The 17900-nt window shown below is 53.2% G+C and carries 14 protein-coding genes; 11 read left to right on the top strand and 3 right to left on the bottom strand.

Annotation, left to right across the window (positions count from 1 at the left end; translation table 11 throughout):
* Positions 1 to 192 precede the first annotated feature (192 nt).
* Positions 193 to 1440: an MFS transporter gene (locus BLR09_RS10520; protein WP_093201513.1), complete on the bottom strand. Its 1248-nt coding sequence runs from the start codon at positions 1438 to 1440 to the stop codon at positions 193 to 195.
* Positions 1441 to 1747: 307 nt separating this feature from the next.
* Here BLR09_RS10520 and BLR09_RS10515 point away from each other — a divergent pair, with 307 nt between their 5' ends.
* The 7 genes from BLR09_RS10515 (at position 1748) to BLR09_RS10485 (ending at position 9284) form a co-directional block, all read left to right on the top strand.
* Positions 1748 to 2884 (top strand): Gfo/Idh/MocA family protein, encoded by a 1137-nt coding sequence (locus BLR09_RS10515; RefSeq protein WP_093202815.1) that lies wholly within the window; start codon positions 1748 to 1750, stop codon positions 2882 to 2884.
* A 48-nt stretch (positions 2885 to 2932) separates the two neighbouring features.
* A complete protein-coding gene (locus BLR09_RS10510) occupies positions 2933 to 4078 on the top strand; it encodes a Gfo/Idh/MocA family protein (protein ID WP_093201510.1) in 1146 nt (381 codons plus the stop codon).
* Positions 4079 to 4141: 63 nt separating this feature from the next.
* Positions 4142 to 5194, top strand: coding sequence for a sugar phosphate isomerase/epimerase family protein (locus BLR09_RS10505; RefSeq protein WP_093201508.1), 1053 nt, complete (start codon positions 4142 to 4144; stop codon positions 5192 to 5194).
* A gap of 95 nt (positions 5195 to 5289) precedes the next feature.
* Positions 5290 to 5724 (top strand): hypothetical protein, encoded by a 435-nt coding sequence (locus BLR09_RS10500; protein ID WP_093201505.1) that lies wholly within the window; start codon positions 5290 to 5292, stop codon positions 5722 to 5724.
* Entirely contained in the window at positions 5725 to 6438 is a 714-nt protein-coding gene (locus BLR09_RS10495; protein ID WP_093201503.1) for a 3-keto-disaccharide hydrolase, read from the top strand.
* Positions 6439 to 6576: 138 nt separating this feature from the next.
* Complete coding sequence (locus BLR09_RS10490) at positions 6577 to 7464, top strand: TIM barrel protein (RefSeq protein ID WP_093201500.1); 888 nt, start codon at positions 6577 to 6579, stop codon at positions 7462 to 7464.
* A 329-nt stretch (positions 7465 to 7793) separates the two neighbouring features.
* A complete protein-coding gene (locus BLR09_RS10485; protein ID WP_093201496.1) occupies positions 7794 to 9284 on the top strand; it encodes a succinate CoA transferase in 1491 nt (496 codons plus the stop codon).
* Between the two features lie 24 nt (positions 9285 to 9308).
* Here the strand turns inward: BLR09_RS10485 and BLR09_RS10480 are convergent, their stop codons facing one another.
* Positions 9309 to 9653 carry a transmembrane 220 family protein gene (locus BLR09_RS10480; protein ID WP_093201494.1) on the bottom strand — a complete coding sequence of 115 codons (345 nt, stop codon included), beginning with the start codon at positions 9651 to 9653 and terminating at the stop codon, positions 9309 to 9311.
* Between the two features lie 184 nt (positions 9654 to 9837).
* On the opposite strand from BLR09_RS10480, the gene BLR09_RS10475 reads away from it, so the two are divergent.
* The 4 genes from BLR09_RS10475 (at position 9838) to BLR09_RS10460 (ending at position 16760) form a co-directional block, all read left to right on the top strand.
* Positions 9838 to 10422 carry an RNA polymerase sigma factor gene (locus tag BLR09_RS10475; RefSeq protein ID WP_093201491.1) on the top strand — a complete coding sequence of 195 codons (585 nt, stop codon included), beginning with the start codon at positions 9838 to 9840 and terminating at the stop codon, positions 10420 to 10422.
* A 130-nt stretch (positions 10423 to 10552) separates the two neighbouring features.
* On the top strand, positions 10553 to 11566 hold the full coding sequence (locus BLR09_RS10470; RefSeq protein WP_093201489.1) for a FecR family protein: 1014 nt from the start codon (positions 10553 to 10555) through the stop codon (positions 11564 to 11566).
* Between the two features lie 236 nt (positions 11567 to 11802).
* On the top strand, positions 11803 to 15231 hold the full coding sequence (locus BLR09_RS10465; protein ID WP_245689903.1) for a TonB-dependent receptor: 3429 nt from the start codon (positions 11803 to 11805) through the stop codon (positions 15229 to 15231).
* A 17-nt stretch (positions 15232 to 15248) separates the two neighbouring features.
* Positions 15249 to 16760: a RagB/SusD family nutrient uptake outer membrane protein gene (locus BLR09_RS10460; protein WP_093201486.1), complete on the top strand. Its 1512-nt coding sequence runs from the start codon at positions 15249 to 15251 to the stop codon at positions 16758 to 16760.
* A gap of 110 nt (positions 16761 to 16870) precedes the next feature.
* Here BLR09_RS10460 and BLR09_RS10455 read toward each other — a convergent pair whose 3' ends face one another.
* Entirely contained in the window at positions 16871 to 17590 is a 720-nt protein-coding gene (locus tag BLR09_RS10455; RefSeq protein ID WP_093201484.1) for a tetratricopeptide repeat protein, read from the bottom strand.
* Between the last annotated feature and the right edge of the window lie 310 nt (positions 17591 to 17900).

The raw sequence follows: 17900 nt of genomic DNA, 5'->3' as shown, positions 1-17900 counted from the left end.
GTGTTTAGAGAATAATCAGTAGTTTGTCAACTTTTCGAATAACAAAACTAGGGCTATCGTACGGGTAAAACTGATAGCATTTTTGCTGGAAAAAATACAAAATTGCCTTTATACGAAGCAGGGATAAAACTAACGAAAAAAGCCTGACCAACGGTTGTTAGTCAGGCTTTTAACAGGACGGAGCAGGTCGGCTCAGGACTTCTGGGCAGCGAACGTTTCGTCGGTATGGTGGTGGGGCTTCTTGTTCCGCATGAAGAACCAGAGCGCGCCGAAGGCAACGATCAGGATAGCAGGGAACAGGGCCATGTTGTCGAGAGTAGCCTGACCGGCGGCCAGGTCGGCAGCGTCGCCGGTAAGACCGCGGGCAGCGGCATTTGCCTTTTCGTTATCCAGCCAGCCACCGATAATGGGCTGGAAGATAGACGTCGAGAACATACCCATACCGCCGATGATGGACATCCCGAAGGCGCCGGCTTTCGGAATATACTCGGCGACGAAGCCGATCATCGTCGGCCAGAAATAGCACACGCCAATCGCGAAAACGACGGCAGAGATGTAGACCATCGGGCCGGTAGCCTGGCTCATGAGCACAATACCGATCGTTGCGAAAACGGCTGAACCCCACAGCACGCCTGTCGGGTTGAGGCTGTGAACGAGCGGACCGGCGAAATAGCGGCCAACGGCCATCAGACCCGTTACGAGGGCGAGGATGAGCATCGGGCTGGCGCCGGCTTTACCGAGGATAGGGCCGATCCATTGTTCGGGACCGAATTCGGAAATAGCCGTCAGGGCCATGCAGATCAGCATGAAAATGTACAGCGGAGAGAGCATCGCCTTGATGTTGGTGGCGTTGGACTGGCCTTCTTCTGCCGTGCTTTCCGGGAACTGCTGTCCGAGGAACAGAATACCATAGATAAAGAGGGGAATCAGGATGATGCCCATTTGGAATTGCCAGCCGAGGTTGGCTTTCGTCATGAATTCAGAGACAAGGCTGCCGATCACGATACCACCGGGGAACCACATATGGAAGCGGTTCAGCATTTTGGTGGTCACGTTTCCGTCATACATATCGGCGATCATCGGGTTACAGGCGGCTTCGATAGTACCGTTGCCGAAACCGACGAGGAAAGTAGAAAGAAGGAGGCTCCAGAAACCGTCGGCGAAGATCGTCAGCACAATACCGAGGAGGTGGGTGAAGAATGCTACCCAGGCGATTTTCTTGGGACCGATAATATTATAGAGGGGGCCCCCGATGATCATGGCAATCGGGAATCCTAGAAAGGCCATCTGGTTGACGTATCCGAGCTCCTTTGAGTTGAGCGCGAATTCGGTTCCCAACTGATTGAGAATACCTGCCCGGATCGCAAAGATCATAGCTGTCGTGATAAGCCCGAAGCAGCTGGCGTTGAACAGGCGGGTCCGGTTGATGGACTGGATCATAGCCATTTAGGTTTAGATAAGTTGTTTACAGTGAATGGTTTGGTGAATGCAAGAGGTGCGGTTCTTGCAATTGGCGCGGCTAAAAAACGAAATGCAAGCCATTTTTGCTAGAAAGAATGATCTTTATTCTTGTAAATCTCTTATCGAAGCTGGGGGTCAGGACTTTGCCCGAGTTCTTGCCCTTCCTCATTTGAAAAGTGGGATTTCTTGTCAAACTTTGGCGCCCGTATCGGGTAAGGAACGCAGTTTCCTTCTTTTTCTTCTACATTTCAAACAGACCTCTATACTTATGGCCAGAAAATTGCGCATGGGGATGATCGGCGGCAGTCTGGATGCCTTTATCGGAGCCGTTCATCGTCGCGGCGCCGCTCTTGACGGCGAAATTGAGCTGGTGTGCGGTGCTTTCAGTTCCAACCCGGAAAAATCAAAAGCCACAGGCGAAGCCCTTTACCTTCCGGCTGAACGGGTATACGGCAGCTACGAGGAGATGATCCTGAAAGAAAAGGAGCTTCCGGAAGGAGAACGGATGGATTTCGTGGCCATCGTGACACCCAACCACGTTCACTTTCCCCCGGCCAAAATGGCGCTTGAAAACGGTTTCCACGTCGTACTCGACAAGCCGATCACGCTCAACCGGGCCGAAGCCGAAGAACTGAAGAAAATCTGGGAAAAAACAAACCTCGTTTTCTGCCTGACCCATAACTACACGGCGTATCCGATGGTCAAGGAAGCGCGGCACCTGATCCGCACCGGCGTCATCGGGAAAGTTCGCAAGGTGATCGTCGAATATCCGCAGGGCTGGCTGTACAAGCTTGTCGAAGGCGCAGGAACCAATCGGCAGGCCGACTGGCGCACCGACCCGGCCCGCAGCGGAGCCGCTGGCGGCGTAGGCGACATCGGCACCCACGCCGAAAACCTGGCCGAGTACATTACCGGACTGAAAATCACCGAACTCCTTGCCGACCTGTCCATCTTTGTTGAAGGCCGCCGCCTGGACGACGACGCCAATATGCTCCTCCATTTCGAGAACGGAGCCAAAGGTATTCTGCACAACAGCCAGATTTGCCACGGCGAAGAGAACGACCTCAATATCCGGATTTACGGCGAACTTGGTGGCCTGAAATGGCGCCAGATGGAGCCGAATACCCTGTTGCTCCTCAACCAGGATACCGGAACGAAGGTGATCCGTACCGGCGTCAACGCCGTCTCCCGCGCGGCCCAGGTGCATACCCGGCAACCCGCCGGTCACCCGGAAGGCTACGTCGAAACCTTCGCCAGTCTTTACCGCAATTTTGCCAAAGCCGTCCGCGCCAAAGAGGCCGGCGAGGAGCCGGATCCCGACTTCGACTTCCCCGGAATCGAAGAAGGCGTACGGGGAATGGCCTTCATCGACACCGTCCTGAAATCGAACGCCGATGGCGCCGTCTGGACGAAGTTTGAATAAATCACTCATCCCTTACAAAACGTTACACACAACTCTCCACTCAGTACAATGACGAAAATTAAAGTTGGTGTTGTCGGAACGGGTTTCATCGGTCCTGCGCACATCGAAGCGCTCCGGCGACTGCCGAATGTAGAAGTGGCCGCTCTCTGTGAGGTGACTCCCGAACTCGCCGCTGCCAAGGCCGCACAACTGGGTATTGCCCGTTCCTACACCTTCGACGAACTGCTCAAGCAGGAGGATATTCAGGTCGTGCACATCTGTACGCCCAACTTCCTGCACTACACGCAGTCCAAAGCTGCCCTGCTCGCAGGCAAGCACGTCGTTTGTGAAAAACCCCTGGCAAAAGACCTCCACGAAGCCGAAGAGCTCGTTGAACTTGCTGCCCAGACCGGCCTCGTCAATGCCGTTCACTTCAACCTCCGGTACTACCCGCTCGCCCGCCAGATGAAAGCCATGCGGGAAAACGGCGACCTGGGCGACGTGTACTCCATCATCGGTTCCTACCTGCAGGACTGGCTGTTTTACGAAACCGACTACAACTGGCGTCTGGAGCCGGATAAGTCGGGCGACAGCCGTGCCATCGCCGATATCGGTTCCCACCTGATGGACATCATCGAGTACATCACGGGCCTGAAGACGGTATCCGTCCTCGCCGATTTCAATACCATCCACAAAACCCGTAAGAAGCCTCTGAAACCGGTCGAAACCTATTCCGGTAAAATGCTTCAGCCGGAAGATTATGCGGATGTCCCCATCAATACGGAAGACCACGCCAACGTACTCCTGCGTTTCAACAACGGCAACAAGGGCGTAATCACGGTTTCCCAGGTATCAGCCGGCCGTAAGAACCAGCTCAAACTGGAAATCGCCGGTTCGAAGAAAACCTTCGCCTGGAACTCCGAAGCACCGAACGAACTCTGGCTCGGTAACCGTGACGGCTACAACGAAGTTGTCATGCGGGACCCTTCCCTGGTATATCCCGACGCCCGGTCGATCATTACGTTCCCCGGCGGACACAACGAAGGCTTCCCCGATACGTCGAAACAACTCTTCAAAGAGGTGTATGCGGCGGTGGAAGCTGGTAAGATGCCGGAAAACCCGACCTTCCCGACGTTTGCCGACGGCTACCGGGAGCTCCTGATCTGCGAAAAGATTCTGGAATCGAACCGCAAGCAGGCCTGGGTGGAAGTCTAGCCTATTTCTTTTTCTTTCGGAGGAAGGCCTGGCCTTCCTCTGTTCATTCAACACGGAAATACGATGAAAAACATCAAAGGCCCCGCTATCTTCCTGGCCCAGTTCCTCGGAGATACCGAACCCTTCAATAGCCTTGAAGGCATCGCCGGATACATGCAGAACCTCGGGTACAAAGGTATCCAGATCCCGACCTGGGATCCGCGCATGATCGATCTCAAGACGGCAGCCGAATCCAAAACCTATTGCGACGAGTACAAAGGCAAGCTGGCAGAAATCGGTGTGGAAATTACCGAGCTTTCTACCCACCTCCAGGGTCAGCTGGTAGCCGTACACCCGGCTTATGCCCCGATGTTTGCCGGGTTTGGTCCCGCCGAACTGGCCGATAAACCCGCTGAGCAGCAAGCCTGGGCTACCCAGCAACTGATCTGGGCGGCGAAAGCCAGCCAGAACCTCGGCCTGACTTCCCACGTAACCTTCACCGGTGCGCTGAACTGGCCGTTTATCTACCCCTGGCCGCAGCGCCCCGCAGGACTCGTGGAAACGGGTTTCACCGAACTGGCCAAGCGCTGGACGCCGATTCTCAATGCGTTTGACGAAGCAGGCGTCAACGTCGGTTACGAACTTCACCCCGGTGAAGACGTACATGACGGTGTGACGTTTGAGCTGTTCCTAGATAAGCTCAATAACCACCCCCGCGCCGGGATCAACTACGACCCCAGCCACTTCGTGCTGCAGCAACTCGACTACCTCCAGTTTATCGATTTCTACCACGAGCGGATTTTTGCCTTCCACGTGAAGGACGCCGAATTCAACCCGACCGGTAAGCAGGGTGTTTATGGCGGCTTCCAGGGTTGGGTAGAGCGTGCCGGACGGTTCCGTTCACTCGGCGATGGTCAGGTCGACTTCAGCAGCATCTTCAGCAAGATGGCGCAGTATGACTACGACGGATGGGCCGTTCTCGAATGGGAATGCGCCATCAAACACCCCGAGCAGGGCGCAGCCGAAGGAGCCCCCTTCATCGCGAACCACATGATCCGGGTAACGGAGCGGGCTTTTGACGATTTTGCCAACGTCGGCGCCGACGAGGCATTCAACCGGAAAGTTCTCGGTCTGTAAAATAAGACAGAGAGGCGGGCTGGGAAGCCCGCCTTTTTTGTCTGCTCCCTTCGGAAAAACGTCCTATGTTTGCGGAATAACCCCGAACATGCTGCATGACGACCGATCGGATCGAAGCCCTCGCGGAGGGTTTTCTTGCCTGTACCCTTCCCAAAGAAGAATGGACCCATGAAGCCCACCTGATTGTGGGCCTCTGGCACCTCAACCGCTACCCGTTTTACGAAGCGCTGCTCCGGATGCGCTGCCGGATTATTACCTATAATCAGGCCACCGGAGGCGTCAACTCGGCCGACAGCGGATACCACGAAACACTGACTGAATTCTGGTTGCGACAACTGGCCGAATTCCGTCGATCTGCGGGTGAAGAAAAAAGCCTGGAGCAACAATGCAATCAACTTTTTGCCAGTAGCTTTGCCGACCGCCGGCTTCCATTTGAGTATTATAGCCGGGAGCTTTTATTTTCAGTACGGGCCCGTGCGAAATGGACCGAGCCCGATTTGCAAACATTTCAACTTCTTAATTTCCTCTAGATGAAAAAGACACTCGTTTGTCTGCTGTCTCTGGCTGCCCTGACTTCTTACGCGCAGTCGCCGAACACCCTTTCCAAAAAAGAAAAGAAAACCGGCTTCAAGCTGCTTTTTGACGGAAAGACGACTACGGGCTGGCACAAGTTCAACGGCGAAGGCGTCGGAAATGCATGGGTGATCGAAGACGGAGCCCTCAAACTGGACGCTGCCGCCCGGAAAAGCGGTGCGGTGGCTGGGGATATCGTCACCGACGGCGAGTACGGCGACTTCGAACTGAAATACGAATCCAAAATCGCAGAAAACGGTAACAGCGGCGTGATGTTCCACGTCGTCGAAGCAAAGAAATACCATGCGCCGTACTTCACCGGCCCGGAAATTCAGGTACTCGATAACGAGCGCCACTCCGACAACAAGCTGGAAAACCACCGCGCGGGCAGCCTCTATGACCTCATCCCGGCGAAGCCCCAGAACGCCCACCCGGCCGGTCAGTGGAACTCTACCCGCGTTGTCCTCGAAAAAGGCAAGTTTGCGATCTACCAAAACGATGTCAAAGTCGTTGAAACCGATATGAACTCTCCGGAGTACAAAGAGCTCGTTGCCAAATCGAAATTCAAGGCATGGCCCGACTTCGGCAAAGCGGCCGCAGGCCACTTCTGCCTCCAGGATCATGGCGATACCGTTTGGTTCCGGAATATTAAGGTGCGGGAAATCAAGTAGTTTTCGGTTGACTGTTTTCGGTTTTCAGTTGGAATTGGAGGGGGATTGAACTCAAACCTCTCTCGTCCAAAACTGAAAACTGAAAACCGAAGACAGAAAACCGCCCGCGTAACTCTAAACCCTCAACTCCCAACTCCCATGAACCCCAGTCGTCGTCAGTTTCTCAAATGGAGTGGCGCGGCGGTAGCCGGCTTATCGGTTACGGACCTGCTTGCGGCTCCTGCTTCCAGTATCAGTTTGCAGCTGTATTCAGTGCGGGATGACATGAAGAAGAACCCGATCGAAACCCTGAAAGGCGTTGCCAAAGCCGGTTATAAGCTGGTTGAACATGCCGGGTATACAGACGGAAAGTTCTACGGCATGTCTCCGAAGGAATTCAAGGCGGTTTTGACCAGTCTCGGCCTTTCGATGCCGTCTGGCCATACCGTACTGGCTCCTCAGATGCTTATCGGTGGAAGTTTCTTTAACGATCAGTGGAAAAAGACCGTAGAAGACGCCGCGTTTCTTGGACAGAAATATGTGATCAGTCCCTGGATGCCGGAAGATGTCTACAAAACCCCGGATGATTTGAAGCGGTTTATGGAGACGTTCAACAAGGCGGGCCGTCTTTGTCAGCAGCAGGGGATGAAGTTTGGGTATCACAATCACGAGTTTGAGGTAGGAAAGTTTAAGGACGGGCAGGTTATCTTCGACGTCATGCTGCAGCATACCGACCCCAAACTGGTGACGTTTGAAATGGACGTCGCCTGGATTACTGCGCCGGGCTCTGATCCTGTGGCCTGGTTCAAAAAGTATCCCGGGCGGTTTGAGTTGCTGCACATGAAAGACCTGAAGAAGGATGCCAAAGCGCATCACGGATATGTCAGCACGGAAATCGGCGACGGTATCGTCAGGTTTGCTGATATCCTGAAAAACAGGAAGCTCGCCGGTGCGAAGTACCTGGTCGTCGAGCAGGAAGACTACGGCAGCAAAACCCCGCTGGAATGCATCGGAATTGATTACCAGCGGTTGAGCAAACTGGTTTAGCACTTGGGGCTGGCAGGGATGCCAGCCTTTTTTGTCTTCTGTTTGCGGTTTTTTGTTTTCAGTTGGACGCCGTTGCGGGAGGTATGCCAGGCGGAGTAATGCTACTGATTCGGAGTGGTTATTTTATGGTCCGTAAGAGAATAGTAATAAATCTGGTTATTTACTATACGTGTGACTTTCGTCAATATTCAACAGGAGAGGGTGGGGTACTTTTGCGGCAGCATCAACGAAGCGGGAAGGAGGATTGGAGAGTTTAGGGTTTAGCCTTCGGTTACCCAACGTCAAACCCTAAACTCCAATCTGCTTCCCACACCGAAACTGAAAACACTATGATTGATGAAAGGATACTGCGCCCTGACCTCCTTCGCAAAATCGTGACGGCGGAGCAGGCCGCGCAATTCATACAGGATGGAATGGTAGTTGGTTCGAGCGGGTTTACGAAGGCGGGAGACAGTAAGGCCGTACTACTGGCGCTGGCGGAGCGGGCAAAGCAGGATCCGCTCAAGATCACCCTTATTACCGGCGCCTCGCTCGGACAGGATACCGACGCCGCACTGGCCGGTAGCCACGCGCTCAGTCGCCGGATGCCGTTTCAGGTCGATCCTGTTCTGCGGAAAAGTATCAACAACGGAGAGGTCATGTTTATCGACCATCACCTCTGCGAAACCGTCGAGCAATTGCAGAACCGGCATTTACCCCCGATGGATATTGCCGTAATTGAAGCGACGCTGATTGAAGAAGACGGCAGCCTTGTGCCGACTACCTCCGTCGGGAATTCGGCGCATTTTGCTGCACTGGCGCAGAAAGTAATCGTTGAAGTGAATTTGTCCATGCCGCTTACCCTCTGCGGACTGCATGATATTTTCCTGACGGGCGGGTATCCGAACCGGTCGATTATTCCGATTACCTCTCCCTCTACACGTATTGGCCGGGCATCGATTCCGATTGATCCGGAGAAGATCGTGGCCGTCGTCATCACCGAGATTCACGATAGTCCTGCCCAGATTGTACCACCGGACGAGAAGACGACGGCGATCGCCTCTCACCTGCTGGAATTTTTCAACCATGAAGTTCGGATGGGGCGCCTGAAAGAGTCACTGTTACCCCTGCAGGCGGGAATTGGAAAGGTCGCCAATGCGGTATTGTCAGGTTTTCTGGATAGTTCCTTTCACGATCTTACGATGTACTCGGAAGTATTGCAGGACAGTACCTTCGAATTATTCGACGCCGGTAAGATGACGTTTGCTTCTGCTTCTTCCATCACCGTGTCCGAAGCCTGTTACGCCCGGATCATGAAAGACTTTAACCGGTATAAAAACAAAATCGTCCTCCGGCCGCAGAACATCAGTAATTCACCCGAGGTCATCCGGCGTATGGGCGTCATCGGCATCAATACGGCGATCGAGTTTGATCTGTATGGAAATGTCAATTCCACCCATATCGGCGGCACGAAAATGATGAATGGAATCGGCGGGTCCGGCGACTTTGCCCGGAACGCGTTCCTGAGCATTTTTGTAACCCAGGCGGCTTCAAAGGAGAACACGATTTCGCACGTACTGCCGATGGTATCCCATGTGGATCATACCGAGCATGATGTGGATATTCTCGTCACGGATCAGGGACTGGCCGATTTGCGGGGACTTGCCCCGCGGGAGCGGGCGGATATCATCCTGCAGCACTGTGTACATCCCGAATACCGCGACGCGCTGAAAGACTATTCGGACAGAGCCCGGAAGCGGGGCGGGCATACGCCTCATGTATTGGAAGAAGCATTTTCGTGGCATACCCGACTTGCTGAGCACGGAACCATGAAAGCATAAAAGAGCCGGGGGAGACCCCGGCTTTTATTTTGGGCGGACGAGTATCAGAAGATAGGAGACGGCAACGATTCCCAGGCCGCAGGCCTCCCGCGCCAGTTCCTGGTTCATGGATTTCATGGTCAGGCCTTCGCCTTCGGTGACGAAACCTTCCCAGGCAGTCATCTGCCACCAGGAGGTAAAGGCCCACGCGACTGTCCACAACGTCAGTAATAAAAGCGCTTCACGATTGGCTTTTCCCTGAAACGCACGTAATGAATTATACGCCGCAATGAGGTAAACAGTGATCCACAACAGCGGGTCGGGATCGTTGTATTGCCAGCCTGCGAAAAGCAGGAAGACAAAGACGAGGAGCAGAAAGAGGTATTTCATGACGCTTGACGATTAGGGAGAAAGGCCGTCTTACAGGCAGTTTCGATCACCCGCCGGCAAAGGTACAGGTACGCGAAGATCATTCGGACGGGAATTGGAATTTTGCAATTAAATTTTGTTTGAATTTAATTTTCGTAATTTCGAGTCGTCTTGACCGAGAAAATGCTGGCCTCCGGATGCACGTATGAAGCGTTATTTCGACACCTGCGATGATCAGGAATTGTTTCTTCAGATGAGCCATGATGATGTCCTGGCTTTTGAGGAAATCTATCGCAGGTACGCCGGCCGCCTTGCCAATGCTGCTTATAAGCGTCTTCAGAACAAGGACCTGACGGAGGAAGTCGTTCAGGAGCTTTTTGTCAATATCTGGATGAAGCGCCACCAGATCGTTATCCGCAAAACGGCAGACGTCTACCTTCACACCGCTTTACGCAACCTGGTTATTTCCCATTTCCGGCACCAGTCCCGGCAGGAGGCTTTCGAGGAAGTACGGGAGTGGGATCCATGGTCCAACGAAACGGAAGAGCGCGTCTATTACAACGACATGCACCGCGATTTTGAAGAGACGATCGGTCATCTTCCCGAAAAATGCCGGCAGGTCTTCGATCTGTATCAGCAGGGAAAGAGTATCTCCGAAATTGCCGTGATGCTGGACGTATCACCCAAGACCGTGGAAAGTCATCTGATGAAAGCAAATCAAACCCTGCGCCTGCGGGTAAAGAAATTTGTGGCTTCGCTTGGAAGTATTCTGGTGCTTCTTCCGCTCTGATTATCAATCTTCTGTAAATTATTCTTCCTTTTTTTAAAAAATCTTTCCCGCTCAGCTAAGGAAAGAAGGGGGGCTCTGCGTCTTAGGGAAAATAGGACTTTGGAAGTATATTCTAACAAATAACCGTTGTATGGAGCACCGTGTACCGCCGCCTGACTTGCTGGAACGATACCTTGCCGGGACGTGTACGCCCGAGGAGGTACGTCAGGTTGAGGCCTGGTACGATTCCTATGAGGAAAACGAGGATTTGTTCCATGTACATCCGGAGACAGCCGAGAAAGCCTACCTCTTCCGGCAATGGTGGCGCATCCGGGAGCGTATTGCAACGCTGACGGAAACCGAGGAAGACCGGCCTGTCCGGCGGATGGGCTGGGTTTGGGCCGGCGCGGCAGCAGCCATCGTGCTTCTCATGGGGCTGTTCGTTTACGAATGGCGTGACAAGGCACCGGAAGCCGGTCCGATAGCAGTGACAGAGGTAATCGACGATACCTGGAAAACACTTAACAACGCGACATCGAGCATAGCCGAATACCGTCTTCCGGACGGCAGCACGGTATGGCTCAATCCGAAATCTGTTTTGCGGTATTCGACTGTACAGCGGGCCGACCGACGGGAGGTGGAACTGAAAGGGGAGGCATTTTTTGAAGTAGCCCGGGATCCGGCGCATCCGTTTGTGATCTACACGGGTCAGATGAAAACACAGGTACTCGGAACCAGCTTTAACATCAAAGCGTACGAGAACAGCACGCATTTTGAAGTATCTGTCCTGACCGGAAAAGTATCCGTCAGCAGCCAGGACGAGCGTGAGGCCGTTTTACTGAAGCCGCATCAGCGGGCGATTTTCAACGCGACCGACCGGACGTTTGTCAAGAGTGAAGTACCCAAGGCGACCAAGGCCGAGTTATGGCAACCGACGACCATCAAATTTGAATGGGTGAATCTGGAAGAGATAGCAAAGGCCCTGGAGAAGAATTTCGACGTGGAAATCCGGTTTGAAAACATAAGCCTGAAGAAGTGCTACGTCCGGGCCGATTTTACCGATATGCGGCTGCCGGTAATTCTGGACATTCTCCACAAGAGTACCGATGTGTCCTACCGGTTGAAAGACCGGATCATCACCCTGTCGGGCGCCGGTTGCCCCTGATCTGAACCTGTTTCCTTTCCTTATATCATTTCAACTTCGACACAATTACCTATGCAATCCTTTTTTCATCTCAGAAAAAGCCTATGAAACACCCCAAACATCTCATCTGGTAAAAAAAGAAACAGGAGTGGGGCAAGCACTCCCGTTTCCCGAAAACACCTGCATCCGACGCACGCTTTCACGAACGTGTGCAGGTCTTGTTTTGTCAAAAAGAATGACTCAAACAAAACGAAGGTATGAAAAAATATATAAAAACCCTTGACCTCGCGACTGTCATGCGGGTAACCTTTATTCAATTACTTCTGGCGACGACCTTCTCTTTGGTCACGTATGCCCGGGAAGGAATGGGACAATCCGTTCTGGACCGGAAAATACAATTCTCCGCCAGTCACATGCCGTTGAGGGACGTGCTCTCTCAGCTGGAAAAACGGGCAGAGATACGCTTCATTTACAGCAGTCGTAACGTTCAGAGCGACCTCCGTGTCAGCCTGAACGCAAACAACGATCCGCTGTCTCAGGTGCTGTCACGCCTGCTCGGACCGCTGGGTATCGGCTACGGCGTATACGAGGATCAGGTCATTCTGTCCCGTACGCGTATGGCCGTACCGTTAGCGTCGATTGACGCGGCCCTGCCTAAACTGGGGCATGTCGCTCCGGTGGACATTCGGATTCGCGGGAAAGTGACCGACGCGACGAACGGTACACCTATTCCGGGTACGAGTATCGTCGTAAAGGGTACCAACCGCGGTACGACAACGGACGTAAACGGAGACTTTCAACTGGAAGTACCCGGTGCCGAATCGATTCTGATTGTGAGTTCCGTCGGATATACAAAACAGGAAGTCGCGGTAGGGAGCCAAACGACCCTGGCCATCCAGCTGCGCAGCGATATTCAGGCGCTGGATGAAGTAGTTGTCGTTGGTTATGGTACCGTTAAGAAGTCGGACCTGACGGGTTCTGTCGTCAACATCAAGGGAGAACAACTGATGGACAAGCCGGTACCCAACGTTTCGCAGGCATTGCAGGGTAAGATTGCCGGTGTGGAAGTCAGCGTGAACAGTAATGCGCCCGGTGCGGCGGCAAAAGTGCGTGTCCGCGGTCTGGGTTCCATCAACTCGAATATTGACCCGCTTTACGTAGTGGACGGTGTGATCGGGGTAGACGGTAACTCCATCAACCCGAATGATATTGCTTCGCTGGAAGTACTGAAGGATGCGTCTTCGACGGCGATTTATGGTGCGCGCGGTGCAAACGGCGTTATCATGATCACGACCAAACGTGGCCGCGCAGGCGCGACGCGTGTTACGTATGACGAAAACTGGAACGTCAGTGAGCTGTATCGCCACGTCCGCTCCCTGAATTCAGAGGAGTTTATTAAAGTATATAACGATTCATATGCCAATGGCAGCAAGTTTGACCCGACAGGAGCTACCTGGGCGCCGCCGGTTGCACTGAATCACGACAATTTCCCGCTCCTCTTTGATTCGAACAACAAGCCCCTCTACAATACCAACTGGGAAAAGGAAGTATACAAGCCGGCGCTGTCTCAAAACCACCAGCTCAATATTCAGGGCGGAAACGACAAGACACTCTACAGCCTTTCACTGGGGTATCTCAACCAGAACGGTATCATGATTACGTCCAACTTCAAACGGTACAATGCGCGTTTGACGCTGGACAGCGACGTAAACAAGTGGTTGAAAATCGGTGGTAACGTTTCGGTGATCGCCAGCCGCCAGCGGATGGTATCTGATGGAAACGGCGGGTTGAACGTACCCCGGGCCGTTGCCGAAGAGCTCCCGATTCTCCCGGTGAAATACCCGGACGGAACCTGGGCAGGAAACAACGATATCGCAGGTATGGAAGGGGCTCCCAACCCGGTCAATACCGCTAACAACCGGTATACGATCAACAACTCCCTCCAGGCACTTGGAAATGCGTATGCGCTGGTCCACATTACGAAGGATCTGGATTTCCGGACCGATCTGGGTTACAACCTCAGCGGCCAGAAAAACAACTTCTTTTCTTCTCAGAACCTGCCGCACATTTCAGCGGATCAGGGTGGTATCGCCGGTATCCGCGGGTACTACAACTACTACTGGCAGTCTGAAAACTACCTGACCTGGAACAAGCAGATCAACGATCGTCAGCATCTGACTGCCCTGCTCGGCGCTTCCTGGCAGCAATACAATTCCGAAACGGATTATGTAGAAACCCAGAACTTTATTGACGACGTATTCCAGTGGCATACCCTTGGTTCGGGATCGGTCAAGAGTTCGTCGACTTCCTCGGATTACCGCTGGGCGATGAACTCCTACTATGCCCGTTTGAACTACAGCCTCGATGAGAAATACCTCTTTACGGCTACGGCCCGTTACGACGGTTCATCGAAGTTCGGCGCAAACAACAAGTATGCATTCTTCCCGTCAGTAGGTGCTGCATGGCGTCTTTCGGAAGAAGGTTTCCTGAAAGGCAACAAGACGATCAGTAACCTGAAGGTACGTGCGAGCTATGGTCTCTCCGGGAATCAGGAAATTGGTCAGTATCAGTCTATTGCCCAGATTCAGCCGAATACCACGGTGCTTGGCGGCGCGCTTCAGTCCACGCTTCTTCCGAGCTACCTTGGTAACCCGAACCTGAAGTGGGAAAAGTCACTCCAGTTTGACGCCGGTCTCGAACTTGGCATCAAGGACAATATCAACCTGACGGTCGACTACTACAACCGTGTGACGAAGGACCTGCTTCTCCAGGCGCCCATCCCCTGGTCGGCCGGAGAACGGAACGCCAACGTTTACCAGAACGTAGGATCCGTACGGAACCGCGGTATCGAAGTGGCGCTGAATACGGTGAATATTCAGCGGAAGAACTTCACGTGGACGACCAACTTCATCTTCGCGTCCAACAAAAACACGATTCTGAAGCTGAACAACGGAAACGCGGATATCTTCCCGGGCCCCAACTTCCTCGGCCAGACCAATATCCTTCGCGTAGGTCAGTCAATCGGCTCGCTTTGGGGTATGACCCGCCTCGGAACGTACAGCTCATCGGAAGCGGATCTTGCGGCACAGCATAACCTGAAGCCCGGCGACCGGAAGTATATCTACAATGCCGACGGCAGCAACTATTACAGCATCATCGGTCGCACGACGCCGAAATGGACCGGTACGTTCAGCAGCACCATCAATTTCAAGGGTTTCGACTTCTCGTTTGACATCCGTTTTGTACAGGGACTGAATACGGCTGCAACCTTCAAGCACTCGGTTGAAGACCGGCAGACGATCGCCAACAGCCTTGCGACGGTACTGAACGGCTGGACGCCGAATAACCAGAATACGATGATTTCCCAGGTACGTAACTACAAGTTTGCGCAGGATTCGCACTTTGATACCTGGTGGGTAGAGGATGGCTCGTTCATCCGCGGTCAGAATGTCGTCCTGGGTTACAGCCTGCCGCAGGTAGCGCTGGAAAAGATCAAGGTGAGCCGTCTGCGCGTCTACGCAAGTGTTCAGAACCTGTTTGTCATTACCAAATACTCAGGATATGATCCGGAAGTAGATACGTTCGTTTCGGGCTACGGCGCTAACAGTGCGTTCTCGCAAAACCTTGATTTCTTCTCCTACCCGCGTCCGCGCGTCTGGAACCTGGGTGCAACTATCACTTTTTAACCTGATCTCTGAAAGCGATGAAAGTAGCTAAACATATCGTATTGGCCTCGGCGTTATTGACGCTGGGCGGATGCAAAGATTTTCTGAACGAAACCCCCACGGGCTTTCTCACGCCCTCCTCGAACGTTTCCAGCACGAAGGTGGCCCGTGCCTATGCCAACGCCGGGTATGCCAACCTGCAGGGACTTCTTTCAGGCCAGTCGTCGTCTTACGGCGGGAATACCTGGAACCTGCTGGAGTTTATGACCGGTAAAGCGAACAGCGACCTCGGGCAGACGGGCTTTGTTAACTTCCAGAACCTGGGATATAATAACACTTCCTTCTATGTAGATACCTGGTGGCAACAGATGTACCTCGGTATCGGTGCCTGCAACCTGGCTATTCAGAGTATTCCGACGATCAACGCCGCCGGGCTGACAGATGCGCAGAAAACGAACATGCTGGCAGAAGCCCGTACCCTGCGAGCCCTGTATTACTTCTTCCTGGTGCGGATGTACGGAGCAGTTCCCGCGGTAACGGAAGTGCCGAAGGACCTGAACCTGTTTATTGCCCGTACGCCGGCGAAGGATATCTATGACAAAATCATCATTCCGGATCTCCTTGCTGCGGAAAAGTCAACCCTGCCCTGGCAGGATAACACCGGCAAGGTATCCATGGGAGCGGTTGAGTCCATCCTGGCGGATGTCTACCTGACCTACGCCGGAGCGGCGATCAACGGCGGGCAGCAGTATTATGCCGAGTCGGCCAAGCGTTCGCTGAATGTGATTCAGAATGGCGGATACAAGCTGTTTACCAACTACACCGACATGATCAGTCCGGCGAACAAAAACTCCGGCGAGTTCATTTTCCAGGTGCAGTATGCGGCCAGCGTACCGTCGACAAACCCGCTTACTCCGCTGACGATTCCGAACTATTCCGGTATCTCGAAATACTCGGACGAATACGGTTCGGTATATCCGACGCCCCAGTTCATTCAGTCATTCCCCAAGGGCGACAAGCGTGCGCAGGAGAAACAGTTTTTCTATACGAACTACCCGAGCATCAAGACCGGGCAGACGGTTACGTTCAAAAACACCTATATCTATAAGTGGTTTGACGTGACGGCTGTGACGAACACTGCGAAATCGGATCTCAACTATACCCTGTATCGCCTCGCGGATGTATACCTGATGTATGCGGAAGCGTCGAACAAGGCCGATGGCGCGCCGAACGCGAACGCTGTCAGCTACGTCAACCAGATTCGCGCGCGTGCCAGCCTCGATCCGATTCCGGCGTCAATGAGCCAGGCGGCGTTCGAGCAGGAAGTCTGGTTGCAGCGGTACTTCGAGCTGTGCTTCGAAAACAAAATGTGGTTTGACATGATCCGCACGCGGAAAGTGCACAACGACGTGACGGGCAACTGGGATGATTTCGTTGGCCACAAAACGGTATACGGTGCAACCTTCGCCGAGAAACAACTGCTCTTCCCGGTTCCGAAGCAGGAATCGGACGTGAACCCGAAACTGCTCCCGAATAACCCGGGATTCTAAACAGATTCGCGAAAACAAAACGCCGGCTCCTTTCGGGGTCGGCGTTTTTTATGGCTTTAAGCTGTAGGCTATAAGCTTTAAGCGCTGGCGTACAGTCTATAGCTTACTGCTTATTTACAAAACGCCTCAATCGCATCCTTCGCATCCGCATAACCAAGCTTCTGTGCCTGTTTGAAATGGAGACAGGCTGCTTCCCGGTTTCCTGACATGTTCTGTGCGAGGCCCATGTTGAAGAATGCTTCCGGAAATTTGGCGCGCAGGCCTACTGCCTTTTCATAGTCCAGGATCGCCGCGCCGAAGTCTTTTTGCTCGAGCTTCAGGTTTCCCCGGACGTAGTATGATTCGGGATTGTCATTGTCCAGCTGAATCGCTTTATCAAAATCCGCCGATGCCTGCTGGGGGAGGTGAAGCTGGGCATAGACGAACCCGCGGTTGAGGAAGACCTCCGCTGAATCCGGAGCGAGCTGAGTAGCCTTGCTGAAGTCCCGGATAGCGGCCTCAAAATCATTCTGAGCCAGTTTCAGCTTCGCCCGGTTGAAGAAGGGGAGGTAGACGGCAGAATCCGCCGCTATGGCCTGGTCATAATCCAGCGCCGCATTCTGGTAATCCTTGAGCTGAAAATAGGCGACGCCCCGGGCGTTGAGGGCTTCGGTATTCGACGGATTAGCTTCGACGGCCTTGTTGAGCTCGGCGACGGCCTCTTTCCATTTGTTTTCACGCATGAGCCGGCGGCCTTCTTCCAGGTGTTTCGAAGACGTCTGGCAGCCTGATACCCAGAATAATAAGCCGGAAAGGCATCCGGCAAGAAGAACGCTTTTATACTTTTTCATGCGACAAAGTTACCACGACGCTTGACTTCGGCCTAAATTAATACGATCTTTGCATCGGCAAATCAGACCAGCTCCTGCTGAATCCCCCAGGTCTTGACCGAAGCAAGGGTAGGCGGTTGTAGCGGTTCGTGGTTTGCCTTTTTTTGTTTTCGGACGGTTCGTTCCTTCTTCACACATAGTTTTTCTCACAGAATACGTATACAAAGGATATTGAATGGATGGATGAACACGCTACATCCTCCCGGGAGCGTCTTGTCTCTGTTACTTTTGTCTGTGTATTCTGTGAAGTCTGTGAGACAATAAACCTGAA

Origin of the sequence: Siphonobacter aquaeclarae (genome assembly GCF_900103285.1) — a bacterium.
Taxonomy (GTDB): Bacteria; Bacteroidota; Bacteroidia; order Cytophagales; family Spirosomataceae; genus Siphonobacter; species Siphonobacter aquaeclarae.
This window is presented reverse-complemented; position numbering and strand designations above follow the sequence as displayed.